Consider the following 19,307-nt stretch of genomic DNA (forward strand, 5'->3'; position numbering starts at 1 on the left):
CGCTACATATGGATGAGAAGGGGGCTATAACGGAACAGACAACGCAGTTTGTAAAAGTTCTCATTTAGTAAGAAGAAAGTTCTGTTATCATGATTTGTTCGGTTTACCAGATTTACATAATAACTATTGCTTCTGTTCGTAAATACTTGAGCACATTCTAGATAACAAACATGATTGCATTAGTAGACTTAGTGTGATTACTATTAGTAAGTCTATTAAAGGTAAAAAGGAGAGAAAGTGGGGCTAGATCGCAATGATGAGACGATTGCAGCAAGTAGGGCGCATGCTTCCTATGTTGGTAATGGTAGCGCTTTTACTAACTGGTTGTGGCGACCCTTATCTGTCTGCTTTGCAGCCTAAAGGGCCTGTAGCAGGCATGCAATATGACTTGATTAAGCTTAGTGTTATCATCATGTTAGGCGTCTTTACTGTGGTTATTGTTATCTTTACTTATGTATTGATTCGATACCGCAAACGTAAGGGCGATAACAGTATTCCAGAACAAATCGAAGGAAACCACAAGTTAGAAATTATTTGGACGGTTATCCCTTTCATTCTTTTGATTGTTCTTGCGATTCCGATGGTTTCGACAACGTTTACATTGGCAAAGGACTATTCAAACGACAAGGATGCTGTTCAGGTCAAGGTAACCGGTCACCAATTCTGGTGGGAGTTTGAATATCCTGATTTAAAAATTAACACTGCTCAGGAATTATACATCCCTGTCAATAAAAAAGTGTATCTTTCTTTAGAGGCTGCTGATGTTATTCACTCCTTCTGGGTACCGGCACTTGGCGGTAAAAAAGATACAAACCCTGGTATGACCAACCATATGTGGTTAGAAAGTACAGTGGAAGGTACATTCCAAGGACGATGTGCGGAGCTCTGTGGTCCGTCCCATGCTTTGATGGACTTCAAAGTAAAGGTTGTATCACAAGAAGAGTTTGATAAATGGGTAGTAAAAATGACCAAAGGTGAAAATGCACCTGCTGAAAATAAAGCTGTTGCGACCCAAGGGGACGAAATCTTTAAACAAAGCTGTGTCTCCTGCCATGCTGTTGATGGTAATGGTGGTAAAATTGGTCCAGACTTAACTAACTTTGGTAATCGTCAAACCGTAGCAGGTGTGTTGCCAAATGATAAGAAACACGTTGCTGAATGGTTGAAAGATCCAGAATCAGTGAAGCCTGGTAACTTGATGCCTAACCTGAAATTACAAGATGATCAGGTGGATGCTCTTGTTGAATACCTGTCCAGCTTAAAACGTCAATAGTAACTGAATTTTGAATCTAAAAGAGGGGGCAAAACCGTGGCTCAACATGTTCGTCCAAGAAATACGGGCTTGTGGGATTGGATCACAACCGTGGACCATAAAAAAATCGGCGTTCTTTACTTAATAGCCGGTGGATTCTTCTTCTTGCTTGGTGGACTTGAAGCATTGCTGATGCGTATTCAGCTTATGTATCCAAGTAGCAAACTGTTCATTGGGTCGACTTTTAATGAACTGTTAACGATGCATGGTACCACCATGATCTTCCTAGCTGCCATGCCATTGATTTTTGCTGTCATGAATGCAATCGTACCACTACAAATTGGTGCGCGCGACGTAGCTTTTCCATTCGTTAACTCACTAGGCTTCTGGCTGTTCTTTTTCGGTGGATTGCTGCTTAACGTAAGTTGGTTTATGGGCGGTGCACCCGATGCAGGTTGGACAGCGTATGTGCCATTATCTTCGACCACATACAGTCAGACTGCTGGGGTTAGTTTCTATGTTCTAGGTTTGCAGATAGCTGGTTTGGGGACATTAATCGGGGGGATTAACTTCCTGGTTACGATCATTAACATGCGCGCTCCAGGGATGACCTTTATGCGTATGCCGATGTTTACTTGGACAGCATTTATTACTTCTGCATTGATCTTATTCGCTTTCCCTGCGATCACAGTAGGTTTAGTTCTATTGATGTTTGACCGAATTTTCGGAGCACAGTTCTTTGAAGTAGCTGGCGGCGGAAACGTACTGCTGTGGCAGCATTTGTTCTGGATCTTTGGTCACCCGGAAGTTTACATCTTGATTCTTCCAGCATTTGGTATGATTTCTGACGTTATTAGTACTTTTGCAAAAAAACGTCTGTTTGGATACTCTGCTATGGTATTTGCGACCATGGTTATTGGTTTCTTAGGCTTCATGGTATGGGTTCACCATATGTTTACGGTAGGTTTGGGGCCGGTAGCTAACTCGCTCTTCTCCATTGCGACGATGTTGATTGCCGTACCAACTGGTATTAAAATCTTTAACTGGCTGTTTACTCTGTGGGGCGGTCAAATTCGCTTCACGACAGCTAATTTGTTCGCTACAGGTTTTATTCCGACATTTACCATCGGTGGTATGACAGGGGTAATGCTTTCTGTAGCACCAGCTGACTATCAGTACCAAGATTCTTACTTTGTAGTAGCTCACTTCCACTACGTTCTCGTAGGTGGTATGGTGCTGGGATTGTTCGCAGCTTTCTACTACTGGTGGCCAAAAATGTTTGGTAAATTACTGAATGAAGCAATCGGTAAATGGAATTTCTGGTTATTCTTCATCGGTTTCCATTTGACATTCTTCCCGCAACATTTCCTTGGTTTGATGGGTATGCCACGTCGTGTATATACATTCTTACCAGGTCAAGAGTTGGAATTAGGGAATATGATTTCTACTGTTGGAGCAATCATTATGAGTGTCGGTACCTTGCTGTTCATTGTAAACGTGATTTACACAGGTGCGAAAGGTAAAAAGGCTGTGGCGGATCCATGGGATGGTCGTACACTTGAGTGGTCAATTCCTTCTCCAGCACCTGAGTATAACTTTGCTCAAACACCTCGCGTGCGTGGTCTTGATGCTTTCTGGGTTGAGAAAATGGCAGGTAATAAAGCAATGACTCCGGCTGAACCGCTAGGCCCGATTCATATGCCATCTCCATCTGTATTGCCGTTCCTGATGTCCGTAGGAATGTTTATTGCAGGATTTGGTTTTATTTATCACAAATATGTGTTGGTTTTCGTAGGAATGGGACTGTTTTTACTTTGCATGTTTGCCCGTTCCATTAAAGATGACCATGGTTTCCATATCGAAGTAGAAGAGATCAAGGAAACAGAAAAAGGGGGTAGGCTGTAATGCAACACACAGATCATGGTGTTCTACCTGCTGAGCCTGAAAAGGCAACCCTTGAAGGCAGAAATAAGATACTTGGCTTTTGGCTTTTCCTTGGTGGAGAAATGGTATTGTTCGGTTCGTTATTTGCCACGTACCTGGCTTTGCGAGAACAATATGTATCAGGACCAGCTCCACATGAAATCTTTAAAATCGAACTGGTTGCAATGGCGACAATTTTACTGTTAACTAGTTCCTTAACCAGTGTATTTGCCATCATCGGTATGCACCGCCATAACTTCAAAATGATGATGTTCTGGTTTGCTGTAACCGTTGTACTTGGATTTGCGTTCTTGGGACTTGAGATATACGAGTTCTATCATTACTATCAAGAAGGTCATACGATGACTAGTAGTGCATACGGTTCCGCCTTCTATACGTTGGTTGGATTCCATGGAGCGCACGTGCTGTTCGGGGTTACTTGGATTGCAACCTTGATGATTTCTGCTATGAAAAAAGGGTTGACCGTGGTTACTGCACCGAAGTTCTACATTGCAAGTTTGTACTGGCACTTCGTTGACGTTGTATGGGTATTCATTTTCACAGTCGTGTACCTGATGGGTATCATGTCTGGAAAAGGAGGAGCATAAGATGGATCAACATAATCATTCATCTCAACCTTCGAAACATTCCCATGCTCATAGCACCAGCATGAAGCCACATATCGTCTCATTTATTCTGTCCATTGTATTAACAGCATTAGCATTTGCGGCCGTTATCTACATGCCTGATAAAAAGGGTTTTGTTTATCCTTATATTATCCTTTTGGGTACTGTGCAAGCGCTGGTGCAGCTATACATCTGGATGCACTTAAAAGATAAGGGTCATCTGTTTCCTGTGGTGGGAATTTTCACTGGGGCATTTATCATGGTTACATGCGTTGTCATGGCACTGTATTGGGTATAAGGGTAGGGAAAAAGGTCGAACTTTGATTAGATAGGGTGAAGACTTGGCCCGAACCTGATAAAAGCGGGCTACTTAGGTAGCCCGCTTTTTTATGCAAAAGAAGCTAGCCTATTCTAGCTTCCTACAGAATTAGGGTTTTGTTTTGCTAAAAAAACCTTCCGTAGAATTTATGGCAAACAGGTGAACAGGGGGAGCGCATTCCCATTCTTGCTTGGCAAAAAGCATGTTAGTCACTGGCTTGTCTTAGGTCGGTTCAGTATAATATACATGTATGTTTCCACTTATCAGAAAATAGTTACCTTCCGCACGAGAGGGGGATACGGATGGGTACCCATGAACAACATTTACTATTGCATGGCTATCAACCGAAGTTTGCGGAGTTATGGAATCCTGAGTTTTTTGCTTTTGTCTTATTACTCGGTTTGGCGTATTTCCTGTTAATTGGTCCGTGGCGCAAACGCTTTGCCCATGCAGAATCTGTCTCAGTAGGAAAGCAATTCACTTTTGTAACTGCTCTTCTTACTTTATATGTTGCTATGGGGAGTCCACTCTATTTTTACGGGCACGTGTCATTTACCTTGCATATGACTCAGCAATCTTTGTTATTAATGATTTTCCCACCACTTTTTGTTCTGGGCTTGCCAACCTGGTTCTTGAGAGCGATCCTAGAACCATCTGCTGTAAGAAAATGGTTTGACCGTTTTACAAAGCCGTTGATTTCCTTATTTATGTTTAACTTATTTTTCTCTGTGTACCATATTCCACTTGTACTTGATTTCGTGATGCAGTACCATGGAGCTCATATTGCATACAAGCTACTGTTATTATTCACAGCCTTTATGTTATGGTGGCATATCATCTGTCCGCTTCCAGAGCTGCAACGGATTAAAAACGTCAAGTTAATGGGGTATATCTTTGCAGCAGGTGTGTTGATGACACCAGCCTGTGCGTTAATCATCTTTGCTTCCCAATTGGTCTATGAATCTTATAGCTATGGTCCTCAATTGTTCGCCATCCTGCCGATACTGGACGATCAGCAACTCGGTGGTGTTGTGATGAAGATGGTACAGGAAACAGCCTATGGGGTTGGGCTATGGTATGTTTTTTCCAGATGGTACCGTGAAGAGAATCCGACGACGGGTATTGATGAAATTGATTCGCTCGATTCTTTTGAAATCATGGAACAGCGTAAGGAGCTCACTATCGTTCCCACTAGTGGACGAGTGTAAATTTCTAATAAAGAGTAAGAGGAAGTGATCGAGTGCTAACGTTGTTGCCTGCACTTAGTACTAGTTTTATTGCCATCAGTGCAATCCTTGTAGCAATCGGTTGGTCTCAGGTAGCCAAACGTAAATTTGATGCCCACAAAAAAACGATGATCGTTGCTTCCGTGTTTGCCTTAGCATTTTTCATCATTTATATGTCTCGAACTATTTTTGTGGGAAATATGAATTTTGGTGGACCGGATGAACTGCGCTTGTACTACCAAATCTTTTTGATTTTCCATATCACTTTGGCTACCACAGCAGCCGTTTTTGGGCTGGTAACCTTGTATTTAGGCTTCACAAAGCAATTTTCTAAGCATCGTAAGTGGGGGCCAGTTACATCCATTATCTGGTTCGGTACAGCGATTACTGGTATAGCTGTTTATTTCCTGCTGTTTGTGATTTATCCAGGAGGAGAGACGTCTAGCTTACTCCGAACGATCTTAGGTTTTTAAAGTAAGGGATAAAACACATCAAGAAAGAACCAACAAAGGCAAACAATAACCTCCAAGTTCATTTTCCTAGTGGACTTGGAGGTTTGTTTGGTTGATATAAATGTTCCATCAAAATCAATGCAGAACTAGATGTTCTGGTACATAGACGAGTTGTCTCTCTATGAAATGGCTAATAACTAGCGAGTGCGAGCAAATGGATTAACTGGTGGAATGTAGTTAATCTCTTCATCAAATGTGACATAATCGAGGTTGAGCATTAGGAGCAAATAACGCATCCCAGTTTCTGGATCACTGATGATGATATGATCCCGACCAGCAGTTTCAATGACCCCACGGAATATTTTAGCGTTCCATTGGCTATTGTTCTCATAGGTCATATAGAAGGTAGCAACTTTTCCACGGTTGAAACGTAAAATATTTTCTACGTAGGACTCTTCGACCACTGGAAGGGGACCACCTGGAATATAGCTACCACTTGGATTGGGAGGCAGGCATTGCTGTTGTTGTTGCATTTGTTGTGTCGGACTCACTTGTGTGCTGGGAGTTTGCTGAGGTGTAGTTGGATAATAGGGATACATATAGTTTTGTGGATAAGTGGTAGTACCGCAGGACTCACAGCCTTGTTGTTGCTGTTGTTCATAATTATTGTAATACATCTGGTTTTCTCTCCTCTTTAATAAACTTCAGGGCAATCCTGAACAGTCGGTGCAAAGAAACAATGGGCTTTAAAGCGTCCTGTGTTTCGCTGGTTGTACCATGTGGGAGGGCAGCTCCCTTCAGGGCGATAGAACCATAGCCCGTTGCTTGCTGGATGTGTTTTCTCCCCATTAATTGAGCGCCTTGCCAAGCGTTTTTCTGATTCTCTAGCCCTTTGATAGAAGTACGGTTTCTGAACGGCTTCGTATCCACCAGGACTTTGGTATACCATTTGTGGGATGGTTCGTATGTTTTTAAAATCTAAGCAGTTGCCTAGTACTCGATTTACCGATACATTGCCAACCATCAGCATTCCAAGATCTCCTTCTCCTTCAGCTTCTGCTCTAATTAACCTAGCCAGCATATCAATGTCACTGGAGTTGTGTTTAATAACGGCCATTCGTTCACTTCCCCTTTCTCTCTACCATTCCAATATATTGTGTTATGCCAATTAGGTGATTGTACGTAGCAAAAAAACTGTGTTTTTTTCTCATTTTTAAGAAAAATCTATAAATAAAACAAAATGAATATTGTGTGGTAGGATACATATGTGAAGGAAACAAGTTTATCAATCAAGGGGGGGCAATATGAGCAAACTTTTGAGAAAAAAATCAGTTACTGACTTATTGCAACAAGGTCAAAAAAAATCATTGAATAAAACTCTTACATCTTTTGACCTTTCATTAATGGGAATTGGAGCAGTACTAGGTACAGGTGTTATGGTACTTACAGGTATTGTAGCAGCTAGAGATGCTGGTCCTGCGGTTATTCTTTCGTTTATGATCGCTGCACTTGTTTGCGGATTTGCCGCATTTTGTTATTCCGAATTTGCATCTACTATCCCGGTTTCTGGAAGCGCTTACACTTATACATATGCAACACTAGGTGAATTTGTAGCGCATTTAATGGGATGGACACTATTATCGGTATATTTCCTTACTACTTCAGCCGTAGCTGTGGGATGGTCCGCTTATTTTAATACCTTGCTTACTGGTTTTGGCTGGGGTTTACCTGAACAGTTGGTCAGTACCCCGATGCAGGGGGGAATCATTAATCTCCCGGCAGTCATCATTGTATTATTAATTACATTAGTATTATCCCGTGGAACAAAAGAAAGCAAGAAGTTTAACAACTTCATGGTTCTAGTAAAGCTAGTTGTTATTCTGTTATTTATTGTTGTAGGTGTATTTTATGTAAAACCAGAAAATTGGAGCCCATTCATGCCGTATGGCGTTGACGGAATTTTTGCTGGTGCAGCTGCCGTATTCTTCGCATTCTTAGGCTTTGATGCAGTATCAACATCTGCAGAAGATTGTAAAAACCCGCAAAAGGCGTTGCCAGTAGGAATTATTTCATCACTTGTTGTATGTACGATTCTTTATGTAATCGTTTGCCTTATCATGACAGGTATCACCTCGTACAAGAATCTAGATGTACCGGAAGCAATGGCTTACGTATTGGAACTTGTAGGTCAGGATAGCGTAGCGGGAATCGTTGCTGTAGGGGCGGTTATCGGCATTATGGCGGTAATCTTTGCTTACGTTTATGCGGGAACCCGTGTTATCTTTGCGATGAGTCGCGATGGTTTACTTCCAAAACGATTCTCACGTGTTGATAAAAGATCGGAAACACCGGTATTCTCTACATGGCTGACAGGTCTTATCAGCGGGGGAATTGCTGGATTTGTAGAAATTAAAGAATTATCGAATTTAGCAAATATTGGTGCATTACTAACTTTTGCTATGGTAGCGCTATCCGTTATCGTGCTTCGCAAAACTCATCCGAATTTGGAGCGTGGCTTCAAGGTACCTTTGGTGCCGTTGCTACCGATCTTAACGATGGTTTTCTGTGCTTTCCTTATGTTTAACCTTCCAGCAGCAACCTGGATGTACTTTGCAATCTGGATTGTAATCGGAACGGTTGTGTATTTCGGTTACTCCAAGAAACATAGCTTATTGGAGAGTATGGGAGCTTCTGGTGGATCTAAGAAGAGATCCTAGTTGGAAGCAGGATATGCTGCTATGATTTGATATAAGTGATAGAGTCACCAGTTGAAATAGCTGGTGACTTATTTTATTTATATACTTCGAAACTATCAAACAACTTAGGCGAATGTGAATTCATAGATTTTTTGTAAGCGCTTTCATTTCCGCTTTGTGCATGTTACAATCAATGCGTGGATAAAGCTTCTACCTTGTACCAATCATCTCAATCATCAGAACAGTTTGAATTACTTATGCTTAACTACTGAGGAGGACGAAACATGCGCATCGGTATTCCAAAGGAAATTAAAAACAACGAGAATCGAGTAGCTATGACACCAGCAGGAGCATTGAATTTAATGAAGAATGGACACGAAATCTTCATTGAAACATCGGCAGGACTTGGCTCTGGATTTACTGATGAACAATTTGTAGCGGCTGGTGCAAAAATCGTACAGACTGCACAGGAAGCTTGGGAAATGGAAATGGTTATGAAAGTGAAGGAACCATTACCAACCGAATATCAATACTTCCGTGAAGGACTTATTCTATTCACATACTTACATTTAGCTCCTGAACCAGAATTAACGAAAGCGCTAATTGATAATAAAGTTGTAGGGATTGCTTATGAAACAGTTCAACTGAGCAATGGCTCGCTACCTCTGTTGACACCGATGTCAGAAGTTGCTGGTCGTATGTCTACCCAAATTGGTGCTCAGTTCCTTGAAAAACAGGAAGGCGGTAAAGGTATCCTTCTCGGCGGTGTACCAGGGGTGCAGCGTGGTAAGGTTACCATTGTTGGTGGGGGCGTAGCAGGTACTAACGCAGCGAATATGGCAGTAGGTCTAGGTGCTGATGTTACCATCATCGACTTGAACCCGGATCGCTTGCGTCAATTAGAAGACATTTTTGGTCATAGTGTAAAAACGTTGATGTCCAATCCATATAATATTGCACAAGCTGTCAAAGAATCCGATCTAGTTATTGGTGCTGTACTGATTCCAGGAGCAAAAGCACCAAAATTGGTATCTGAAGAAATGGTAAAATCCATGCAACAAGGTTCCGTTCTAGTTGATATTGCGATTGACCAAGGCGGTATCTTTGAGACAACAGATCGCATCACTACTCATGATAACCCAACGTATGAAAAACATGGTGTGGTTCATTATGCGGTAGCTAATATGCCTGGTGCGGTTCCACGTACGTCTACATTCGCGTTGACAAACGTGACTGTGCCATATGCCGTGCAAATCGCAAATAAAGGATACCAAAAAGCGTGCCTCGATAATCCGGCGTTGCTAAAAGGTGTAAATACATTGCACGGGCATGTGACATATAATGCAGTTGCACAAGCATTGGGCTATGAGTCCGTAGATGCAAAGGAATTGCTAGAAAAAAATGAAGTATAAAGCATAGTAGTAATGAAAATAGGGCTATCCAACGTCTAAGAAGATGGGATAGCCCTGTTTCTATTTTGTTGTATATTCAAAATTTTAAGATAATAAAAGAACAAAAAAAGCTACCCCAACCATAGGGGCTACTTCATTTAGTAGGAACCACATGATTGGGATAGCGATATGAACGGTAATCGATATTATTTTTTGTTTGCACGTCGTTTTCTAACTTGCATGAAGATAAGCCAGCCCACAGCAAGTAAAACAGCAACAACTAAAAGAGAGACATCCATGTATTCATCGATTAACAATTTAGCTTGTTTTCCGTATAGATGGAAGATGAGACCGATGAGAAAAAATTTGAAGCCTCGACCAATAATGGCATAAATCATTAGTTTTTTAAAAGAGAAGCCGAGTACACCAGAAAGGATGGTGAATACTTTAAAAGGAATGGGTGTGAAAGAACCAATGATGATTGCGGCATCACCGTTTTTGGTCATTTGCTCTGTTGCTAGACCAATCCATTTTTCAGGGACAATTTTATTCATGAGTGGTCTACCAAATAGTTTTCCAAGAACAAATCCGCATGGCGCTCCCAGTAAAGAGCCAATGAAAGCATAGGTAGCATATTCTATGGCAAGTGAAGGATCTAATAAACTCATAGCAATCTGTAAAAAGAAGGGTGGGAACGGCAAGATGATTGAATCTAGAAAGGAGAGTGTAAAAAGTCCCCACGTTCCATATTGCTGAAAAATATGATTGATTTGGTCAAGCATCGTAGTCTCCTTTATGTATAAAGTCGATTCTTTTTGCATGGTCAAGGATCGGACAAATTTTGGACTTATTTAGATGTATGGTCGTTCAAGCTAGGATATGACAAGTCCGACCAATATTATAGCATGCTACAAGGTTATACGAACACTTGGATAAAAAGGATTCAGTTTTTTCTCATTCTGCACATATAGTTGACGTTATCGAACTTCTCTACTACTATTAAGATAAAAATTTTGAGAATTCAGAGGGATTGCACATGAAAGATATTGGTTCCGGAGTCATTACTTTCTATTCACCAGATGGAAATCGTCAAGACCTTAAAGGAGAGATTGTGGTACGAGGGGATCGTGTCTCCGTAACAGAAATCATTCGCTTCAATGGCCAGCCAAATGGTGCTCGTGAAATCAATTTACCGCTTGCAAGTTGTGTTATTTATTGGGAACCAGAAGTATATGAAGTGATTGGTTTTGAATAGCAATATACTTCTAGCATAGGCAGGAAATTGATTTTATGATAGGATGAAAGGTGGAATATGCACAGGATAGGAGGAATTCCTCTTGATTGATCATATATTGGACAAAGCTCTTCGTGGAGAGCGACTTCAATTAGAGGATGGTTTAGCACTTTTTGCTTCTGATGAAATTGAGAAAATGGGTCATGCAGCGAATCAGATCATGCAAAAGTGGCATCCTGAACCGATCACGACCTTTGTCATTGGACGGAATATTAACTATTCCAACGTCTGTGATACCTATTGCCGCTTTTGCGCCTTTTATCGCCCGCCTGGTTCGAATGAAGGCTATGTTCTTCCAAAAGAAACAATTTTCGATAAGATTCAAGAAACAGTTGATGTGGGTGGAACGGAAATTTTGATGCAGGGCGGTACTAATCCTGATTTAAAACTTTCCTATTTCACGGATTTGTTACGTGAGATTAAACAGCGCTTTCCAAACATCACGATGCACTCTTTATCCACAGCGGAAGTAGCTAAAATGGCTGAGGTTTCCAATGTTTCAATTGAAGAAGCATTGAGACAGCTAAAAGTAGCTGGTCTGGATTCTTTGCCGGGAGCAGGCGGAGAAATCTTGGATAATCGGACACGCAAAAAAATTTCCCGTCTAAAAGGCACGTGGGAGCAGTGGATGGATATCCAAAAAACGGCTCATCGCGTAGGTCTGCCGGGTACTGCTACGATGGTTATCGGATTTGGTGAGGAAATGGAAGAACGAGTGTTATCATTGATGCGGATTCGTGATGCTCAAGATGAGACCAATGGATTTAAGGCTTTTATTGTCTGGACATTCCAACCTGATAATACCAACATGAAAGCGACAAAAAACACACCAGAAGAGTATCTGAAAACATTAGCGATTAGCCGCTTGATGCTGGACAATATTCCTAACTTCCAATCTTCTTGGGTAACGATGGGACCTGAGATTGGTAAGCTTTCCTTAACCTATGGAGCAAATGATTTTGGCTCGACTATGATGGAAGAGAATGTTGTATCTGCGGCAAAATGTGCTTATAAAGTAAATACGAACAAAATCCTAGAACTAATTCGTGAAGCAGGAAAAATCCCTGCTCAGCGCAATACCGCCTACGAAACTCTACATGTATTTCATGGGGGAGAAATGGCTGAGACGGATTTTGTAATGCAAAATTAATGAGTGTAGTCTAATCTACTAGTTAGTGATATTTGATGGACTACTTTCTTGATAGAAAACGTAAGTGAAACCCCGTCTCCTGTAGACGGGGTTTTCTTGTTTTGTATGACCATTCTATGACGTTTTAAAGCGTTTTCATGCTAGGAATATTCGCATTTTTCAATCAATTCTTCCTTAGATTAGAATAAACAAAATCGTTCTTTAGATTGTCATAAAAACCCCTGTTTTATAGCCTAATTTAACATAAAAATGGAAAAAAAAGGTCTTGATTATTTAGTTAGGAATGTTAGAATGATGGCGTAATGATATTTGTGTTTTTTTTCACATGCGTGTGGAGAAAAAGGGAGGAGAAAGAAAATGAAAAAACTTTCACTTATTATGGCGAGTGTATTAACAGTTTCTATGCTAGCAGGTTGCGGTGCTGCTACACAACCAACCCCTGAAAAGAAAACCGAAACAGCTACCTCTGCTGAAGCAACAGACAAAAAAATGGTGGATGGCGTATATTACGCTCAACAAAAAAATGCTGATGCTGATTGGAACTACGCTGTTGTTTTAGATGTAAAAGACGGAAAAATTACGAATGTTAACTGGACTGGTATCAGTAAGGATGCAGGTCCTGACAAAAAAGCATTGTCTAAAGACGGTAAATATGGAATGAAAGAACAAGCAAAAGCACAAGCTGAGTGGCATGAACAAGCTGAAAAAGTAGAAAAATTCTTGATTGAAAAACAAGACCCAGCTGCTATCACAGTAGATAACGATGGCAAAACAGACGCCGTTTCTGGCGTGTCTATAAAAGTAAATGACTTTGCTGCTTTGGTAACAGAAGCATTGGCGGCAGGGCCACAACAATCCGGTCCTTATAAAGATGGTGGGTACCATGCAGAACAGCCAGAATTCGAAAAAGATTGGAAATATACAGCTGACTTAACTGTATTAAACGGTAAAATTGTAGCTGCTAACTGGAATGCAATCAATGAAAAAGGTGAAGCAGACAAGAAAACCCAGTCTAAAGAAGGCAAGTATGCAATGGTAGAGAAAGCAAAAGCACAGGCTGAATGGCATGAACAAGCAGCAAAAGTAGAACAAGCATTAATTGAAAAACAAGACCCAGCTTCTATTACTGTAAACAATGAAGGTACAACAGACGCAGTTTCTGGCGTTTCCATTAAAGTGAACGATTTCGTGAAATTAGCTGAAGAGGCTCTAAAGGACGCGAAAAAGTAAGGTAATTACGCTTTAAGGGGATTTCCGTCGTTGGTGAATCGTCAAAAGGGTAATGATCTATGGAAATGAGAGGAAATGTTATGAAAAAAATAATTGTACTAGGTGGAGGTTACGGTGGTGTCTTGACAGCGAAAAAGCTGGCAAATAAATTTAAAAAAGATACTAACGTACAAATTACATTGATAGACCGTAAGCCATTCCATACTCTTCTAACAGAATTGCATGAAGTAGCGGCAAATCGAGTCGAAGAGGATTCAATAAAAGTTGACTTGAAAAAGATTTTTGCAAAACGCAACGTGGATGTAGTTTTGGATGAAATTTCCACAATTGATTTTGCCGGAAAAAAATTAGTGTCCGAGAATAACACCTACGAATATGATTACCTAGTAATGGGGACAGGTTGTAAGCCATCCTTCTTTGGAATCCCCGGTGCAGAAGAGAATGCATTCTCCCTTTGGTCGTTTGAAGATGCTGTTAATCTGCGTGAGCAAATTCGCGATATGTTTATCAAAGCATCGAAAGAAACCAATAAACAAAAACGTCAGGATATGTTGAGCTTCGTGGTAGTAGGTGCAGGTTTTACAGGAATCGAGATGGTAGGGGAATTGGCGGAATTCCGTGATGAACTGTGCAAAACCTACGCAATCGAGCCATCTGAAGTACAACTACATGTTGCGGATATGGCACCAAAAATTTTGCCAATTCTGCCTGATAAGTTAATTCAGAAGGCGGAGCGCCATCTACATAAATTAAACATCAACATTATTACTAACAGCAAAATTACTGGTGTTTCCCCAGATGGCGTTGAATTGGGCGAGAGAGGATTACTTCGTTCTAAGACCGTTGTTTGGACTGCTGGAGTAGAAGGCTCTGACCTGTTGGAAAATGTTGAATTAGAACAAAAAGGCCGTAAGCGTATCGTGGTTAATGATAAGCTACAAAGTCCTGAGCATAACAATGTATATGTGGTAGGGGACAACATCTTCTTCATTCCAGAAGGCGAAGAACGTCCAGTACCACAAATGGTTGAGAACGCAGAGCACTCGGCTCCAATCGTTGCTCACAACATCTATGTTGATGTAAAAGGTGGTACACACAAGTCCTACAAGCCTACGTTCCATGGCTGCATGGTATGCATCGGTAGCCGTTATGGTGTAGCTACTGTAGGGATGCCAGGGAAAATGTTCTTGATGAGCGGTTTCATGGCGATGTTTGTTAAGCACTTTATCAATATGGTATATCTGGTTCAAATCTGTGGATTTAATAAAGTTTGGTCTTATTTAATGCATGAAATTTTCCATGTTAATAATAGACGTAGTTTCCTAGGTGGACATTTTAGCAAGAGATCACCTAACTTTTGGCTAGTTCCTCTACGTGTCTTAGTCGGCTCCATGTGGTTGTCAGAAGGCTTAGCAAAAATGGGCAAAGTGTTAAAAGATCCAACCAACATCTTCTTAATACCGCCATCTCCAAAAGCGGTTGACGGAATTACGTCCGCTTCTCAAGCAGTACAAGATGTGACACAAGCCGTGGACACTTCTTCTGCAGCTTCAGCGGTCGCTACAGCGAAAGATGCGGTACAAGCCCTTCCAGTACCTGGTTTTATTGATAGCATGGTAAAAGGTTCTATGGATATGTTCTTTTACAATGCAGATGGAAGCTATACAGCGCTTGCTTCTGTGTTCCAGACGATGATGGTTTTCGCTGAAGTTATATTTGGTGTACTGTTGATCATCGGTTTGTTCACAGCTGTCTCTTCTATTGCGACAGTAGGTATGGGTCTGATGATCTGGACTTCCGGTATGGCTCCATATGAGATGCTTTGGTACCTTGCAGGGGGTATTGCTCTCATTGGTGGTTCTGGAAGCACGTTGGGTCTGGACTACTATGTATTACCACAATTGAAAAAAGTGTGGAAGAAAATCCCGTTCGTTAAACGTTGGTATTTATACGTGGACTAATTGTATAACAGGATAGCTACACCTTGGAATGGGGGAATGTGCTGTGAATTGTACATTCCCCTTCTTTACCACATAGGAGCTTATGGAATAGAAGTGTACAGAAAGAACAGCGTGAGTAGGGGATGATAGAGATGAATGGAATTCGGGAATCATTGCAGAAGTTGGAGAAGCAAATGTCACCACAAGCTTGTATCACGCTCGACGTAGATAGGCGGCTTTTGGAGGAGATGAGACATCTGCTTGATTCATTTGAGCTTTCATCTGCACGCAAAGAACATATTTTTGGGTGCTATGTCCTGTTGCAAGCTGCTTTTCGCAAACATAAAAAGCTGACTATCGAAAATCCATCTTTGACAAAGGATATTTTAGATGGTGATTATCTACAAAGCTTTTATTATGAATATGCATTTCAACATGGGGAAAGAGATTTGGTCAATTTTTTGGCTCCTGTTTTAAAGCAGATTCAAATACGTAAGATACAAGGGAAATCAACGGAGCGAATCCTCTTGCAACGCATGGAAAAATTCTTGACAAAAACAGACCAGCAGGTGACTTATGAAGTTAGCTGACCAGTTACACATAAACCTAGACACCATTGACAAAGAAATGTTACGTATTGTTCGTACAGACATGAGTTTACCAATGCTATCAGCAATCGCTGGCAATATTGGTCGCATGATTTTGGCAGGTGGAAAACGATTACGCCCCATGATGGTTATGGTCGGCAGTCGATTTGGAAGAATGGCAGACCCGAAAAAAGTGTTACAAATGGCCGCCGTGACAGAATTCATCCATGTTGCTTCTTTAATACACGATGATGTAATTGATCAAGCGGATATCAGACGGGGAAAACCAACGTTGCATGTGCTCACCGACGTACCTACAGCTATCCATACCGCTAATTATATGATGGCGAGAGTAGCTGAGTTGTTAAGCAAAGTAGAGGATGACAAAAATCCATATCGGGAAGAAATTACAGGCCTATTAACTTCCAGACTTTGTTTGGGAGAATATCAGCAGATGGCTAACCGTTTTAATTTTTCCCTATCTATGGATACCTATTTAAGTAAAACTCGCAATAAAACAGCCATCTTAATGTCGACCTGCCTGGAGGTAGGAGCAAGGTTGGGGCGTGCAACCCCAGAAGTAACTGCTAAGTTGGCGCAATTCGGAGATCATCTGGGGATGGCCTTTCAGATTCGGGATGATGTGCTAGATTTTACAGAGACATCAGAAGCGCTAGGAAAACCAGCAGGCAGCGATTTGGCTAATGGGAACATTACGTTACCTGTCATGTATGCATTGCAGGATGAGCGTTTGAGTGGCTCTGTGCGCCAGCTACATGAGCATTCGACAGAGGAAGAAATCCATAGGGTAGTGCAGATGATCCGCGATAGCGACATATTAGATAGAGCTGACCAGATGGCAGAGGAGTATTTGCAGAAGGCGGCTAACATTGTCGGGGAATTGGCCGAGTATCCGGCGCATAAGGATTTGGAAGTGCTTATTACGTATTTTGGAAAGCGAAAAACGTGATAGCTAAAAACATAATTGAGCTACGGTGTGCGCTCAGAGAATATAACGATTGAACCATGGTTGATTCTTTTTTATGTAATATGAGGTGTGGTGGACTTCATTATTGCAGATGAATCAGCTGTGGTTTTTTTGTTGTGGTTGCTTGCTTTGAGCGACATGCCCACTAATAGGAATGAGAGAATAGTTAATATAACTGATATAAAAATATATACATAAAATACAAAAAAAGGTAAAATTTAATATAATTCTTGCACAACAATGTAAAGGAGTGTTTTTTCTTATGAAGATGAACTCGATTGGTAAAATTGCAGGGGTTACAACTGTATTTGCACTTGTAGTTTCTGCTAATGTAATAACCGCAAAACAATCAGATGAATCTGAAATCCAAGTACTCAAGGATGCTGTCGGTGGAAGTGTACTTTCTAACATGCCAGGGGAGGTATGGGTCACAGATGAAGAAGAGAAAAAACAAATTCAGTTCTTGGAAGAAAATCTTGAACCGGACAAGAAGGTAGGTAAGTCCCAAAACGTAGACGCACTGGCTCCAAGATATGATGTTGAGAACAACCCGATTCTTATTGGTAAAAATTGGAATAAAGATGATTGTGGAAAAAATGCATGGACTACTTATGCGCGCCATACAATTGGAGATAAGGATTCAGCCAGTGGTGATGGTGATTATTTGACGACGTATGGAGAAGCTAGCTGGTATAATTCAAACGGCAATATTGCATTGCCTTATCGCAATGGCTCTTCCAATACAGGACAAAATACTGTAGATGTAAAGAATGGTGTAACCTTCTCTGTGAGAGACATTAATAGCAATAAATCTATGACAGTAAAGCGAACAGACTTTGGACCGAATCAGTGCCCAAATTCTCGTTATACAAAGGTAATCGTGGATTTAGATACATCTACTTTTAAAGATTTGCATGGAAACACGAGTGATGGGGTGTTTTATAGTCGTACATGGGTACCGTTAACAAACTGGAATCCTTCGTAATGAATGAAAAGTAGGAGTAACGATATGGAGCCAATACAAGCAAAAGAGAAAAATGTCCTTTTGAAAAAAAACGTAGTTGTATGTCTGATTCTCCTTTTGGCTGTAATTGCTTGGTTTGTTGTGAATAAAATGTCCCCTCATGATAAGTACAAGGGACAATTGGCAGGTTTGGTTGGAGACATGTCTGATACTTCTTTTGTTGTGTACAATCCAAAAGATAATACGATGAAAGAACTTGCTAAGCTTGAAAACATATCATCAGATAATTATGCGGTTGTGAATTCAACAGGTACGTACATTGCCTATACAAAGTGGAATCAAGCAGGAACAAAACGAACGCTTACAATCAAAGCGCTAAACTCTTTCTTTGGAAATTCTGAGAAGGAGTATTTTACAGAAATGCCAAATCAGCAAGAAATAAAGTATCTCTCTTGGTTTCCTGATGGTAAACGACTCTTATATCTCAAAAATGATGTTTCAAGTGATTTTGCCAAACAAGAAATCAATGTGTTAGACACAGAAACGGGAAAGACAACAACGATCGCCCAAGGTGGGATATGGGATGGTCGTAATTGGGTGGTAACTAGTGACAAAAAAGATGGAATGTGGGAATATTACATGTCCCAGAAAGAACTTGATGGGCTTATAAAAAAATATGGAGGGAGAACAATTCCAATAGAAAAGGCGTCTCGTAAAATGTGGGTTGAGTTCTCCTTTCCTACTATTTCTTCTGATGGAGAAAAAATAGCGTATAGCGCAACTTTATTCCGAAATGCAGCAGCAGAAGGAGATCGCCTTTGGATGGCTTCTGGTATTTGGGTAGCTGGGGTAAATGGAAAAGCTTCTGAACTTGTTTATGCTTCCCAAGATGAATCGTCCATTGGGAGAGTAGCATGGGAAGAGGATAGAAAAAATTTAATATTCCTACGATACGCTGGAATAAATGGTGAGAATGGAAAGATTGCTTCACTTGATCTGACAGATAAATCAACTAAGATTATAGTTCCAGTGACAAAAGATCACTTTACAAATTTGGAACCAATTCCATTAGAAAATGGGGGTGTATCGTTTATTTCTGTTCCTAAAAATGGAACGAAAAAAGATGCCAAGCAACTCATTTTAAACACAAAAACGGGTGAAATTCTTGAGCAAACTATTAAACACAATGGAGAGAAACAGCTTTTATGGAGGTTTACAAAGATTAATTAACTCAAATGATCATCTTAATGGAAAAAGATACTTTAAGTA

Annotated in this window: 19 protein-coding genes; 16 read left to right on the forward strand and 3 right to left on the reverse strand. The window is 40.8% G+C overall.

The window, feature by feature from the left end:
• Nucleotides 1-253: 253 nt before the first annotated feature.
• The 6 genes from coxB to EEL30_11610 all read left to right on the forward strand — a co-directional run bounded on the left by coxB (nt 254) and on the right by EEL30_11610 (nt 5,819).
• Nucleotides 254-1,273, forward strand: coding sequence for a cytochrome c oxidase subunit II (coxB, locus tag EEL30_11585; GenBank protein QDX92890.1), 1,020 nt, complete (start codon nt 254-256; stop codon nt 1,271-1,273).
• A gap of 36 nt (nt 1,274-1,309) precedes the next feature.
• Entirely contained in the window at nt 1,310-3,157 is a 1,848-nt protein-coding gene (gene ctaD / locus EEL30_11590; GenBank protein ID QDX92891.1) for a cytochrome c oxidase subunit I, read from the forward strand.
• The gene (locus EEL30_11595) at nt 3,157-3,783 is read left to right on the forward strand and encodes a cytochrome (ubi)quinol oxidase subunit III (GenBank protein ID QDX92892.1); all 627 of its coding nucleotides are present in this window, start codon (nt 3,157-3,159) and stop codon (nt 3,781-3,783) included. Before ctaD ends, EEL30_11595 begins: the two co-directional genes overlap by 1 nt.
• 1 nt (nt 3,784) lies before the next feature.
• Nucleotides 3,785-4,099 carry a cytochrome C oxidase subunit IV gene (locus EEL30_11600; GenBank protein ID QDX92893.1) on the forward strand — a complete coding sequence of 105 codons (315 nt, stop codon included), beginning with the start codon at nt 3,785-3,787 and terminating at the stop codon, nt 4,097-4,099.
• Nucleotides 4,100-4,422: 323 nt separating this feature from the next.
• Nucleotides 4,423-5,328, forward strand: coding sequence for a cytochrome AA3 (locus EEL30_11605; GenBank protein QDX92894.1), 906 nt, complete (start codon nt 4,423-4,425; stop codon nt 5,326-5,328).
• Between the two features lie 32 nt (nt 5,329-5,360).
• Nucleotides 5,361-5,819 carry a DUF420 domain-containing protein gene (locus EEL30_11610; GenBank protein ID QDX92895.1) on the forward strand — a complete coding sequence of 153 codons (459 nt, stop codon included), beginning with the start codon at nt 5,361-5,363 and terminating at the stop codon, nt 5,817-5,819.
• A 176-nt stretch (nt 5,820-5,995) separates the two neighbouring features.
• Here the strand turns inward: EEL30_11610 and gerQ are convergent, their stop codons facing one another.
• Nucleotides 5,996-6,475: a spore coat protein GerQ gene (gerQ, locus tag EEL30_11615; GenBank protein ID QDX92896.1), complete on the reverse strand. Its 480-nt coding sequence runs from the start codon at nt 6,473-6,475 to the stop codon at nt 5,996-5,998.
• Between the two features lie 17 nt (nt 6,476-6,492).
• Complete coding sequence (locus tag EEL30_11620; protein QDX92897.1) at nt 6,493-6,915, reverse strand: cell wall hydrolase; 423 nt, start codon at nt 6,913-6,915, stop codon at nt 6,493-6,495.
• A gap of 187 nt (nt 6,916-7,102) precedes the next feature.
• Between EEL30_11620 and EEL30_11625 the strand changes: the two genes are divergently transcribed.
• Both EEL30_11625 and ald read left to right on the forward strand, forming a co-directional pair.
• Complete coding sequence (locus EEL30_11625; protein ID QDX92898.1) at nt 7,103-8,515, forward strand: amino acid permease; 1,413 nt, start codon at nt 7,103-7,105, stop codon at nt 8,513-8,515.
• 263 nt (nt 8,516-8,778) lie between these two features.
• On the forward strand, nt 8,779-9,906 hold the full coding sequence (gene ald / locus EEL30_11630) for an alanine dehydrogenase (protein QDX92899.1): 1,128 nt from the start codon (nt 8,779-8,781) through the stop codon (nt 9,904-9,906).
• Between the two features lie 185 nt (nt 9,907-10,091).
• Here ald and EEL30_11635 read toward each other — a convergent pair whose 3' ends face one another.
• Complete coding sequence (locus EEL30_11635) at nt 10,092-10,667, reverse strand: DedA family protein (protein ID QDX92900.1); 576 nt, start codon at nt 10,665-10,667, stop codon at nt 10,092-10,094.
• A 254-nt stretch (nt 10,668-10,921) separates the two neighbouring features.
• On the opposite strand from EEL30_11635, the gene EEL30_11640 reads away from it, so the two are divergent.
• The 8 genes from EEL30_11640 to EEL30_11675 all read left to right on the forward strand — a co-directional run bounded on the left by EEL30_11640 (nt 10,922) and on the right by EEL30_11675 (nt 19,268).
• Complete coding sequence (locus EEL30_11640; GenBank protein QDX92901.1) at nt 10,922-11,140, forward strand: hypothetical protein; 219 nt, start codon at nt 10,922-10,924, stop codon at nt 11,138-11,140.
• Between the two features lie 82 nt (nt 11,141-11,222).
• Nucleotides 11,223-12,329 (forward strand): dehypoxanthine futalosine cyclase, encoded by a 1,107-nt coding sequence (mqnC, locus tag EEL30_11645; protein QDX92902.1) that lies wholly within the window; start codon nt 11,223-11,225, stop codon nt 12,327-12,329.
• Nucleotides 12,330-12,686: 357 nt separating this feature from the next.
• Complete coding sequence (locus EEL30_11650) at nt 12,687-13,559, forward strand: FMN-binding protein (protein ID QDX92903.1); 873 nt, start codon at nt 12,687-12,689, stop codon at nt 13,557-13,559.
• Nucleotides 13,560-13,639: 80 nt separating this feature from the next.
• Entirely contained in the window at nt 13,640-15,520 is a 1,881-nt protein-coding gene (locus EEL30_11655) for a 6-phosphogluconate dehydrogenase (GenBank protein ID QDX95747.1), read from the forward strand.
• Nucleotides 15,521-15,651: 131 nt separating this feature from the next.
• Nucleotides 15,652-16,089: a hypothetical protein gene (locus EEL30_11660; protein ID QDX92904.1), complete on the forward strand. Its 438-nt coding sequence runs from the start codon at nt 15,652-15,654 to the stop codon at nt 16,087-16,089.
• Nucleotides 16,076-17,056, forward strand: a complete 981-nt coding sequence (locus EEL30_11665) for a polyprenyl synthetase family protein (protein ID QDX92905.1) — start codon at nt 16,076-16,078, stop codon at nt 17,054-17,056. Before EEL30_11660 ends, EEL30_11665 begins: the two co-directional genes overlap by 14 nt.
• A gap of 280 nt (nt 17,057-17,336) precedes the next feature.
• Entirely contained in the window at nt 17,337-18,059 is a 723-nt protein-coding gene (locus EEL30_11670) for a hypothetical protein (GenBank protein QDX92906.1), read from the forward strand.
• 24 nt (nt 18,060-18,083) lie between these two features.
• The gene (locus EEL30_11675; GenBank protein ID QDX92907.1) at nt 18,084-19,268 is read left to right on the forward strand and encodes a hypothetical protein; all 1,185 of its coding nucleotides are present in this window, start codon (nt 18,084-18,086) and stop codon (nt 19,266-19,268) included.
• Nucleotides 19,269-19,307 lie beyond the last annotated feature (39 nt).

Origin of the sequence: Brevibacillus laterosporus (assembly GCA_007833815.1) — a bacterium.
In the GTDB taxonomy this organism is placed as follows: domain Bacteria; phylum Bacillota; class Bacilli; order Brevibacillales; family Brevibacillaceae; genus Brevibacillus_B; species Brevibacillus_B laterosporus_D.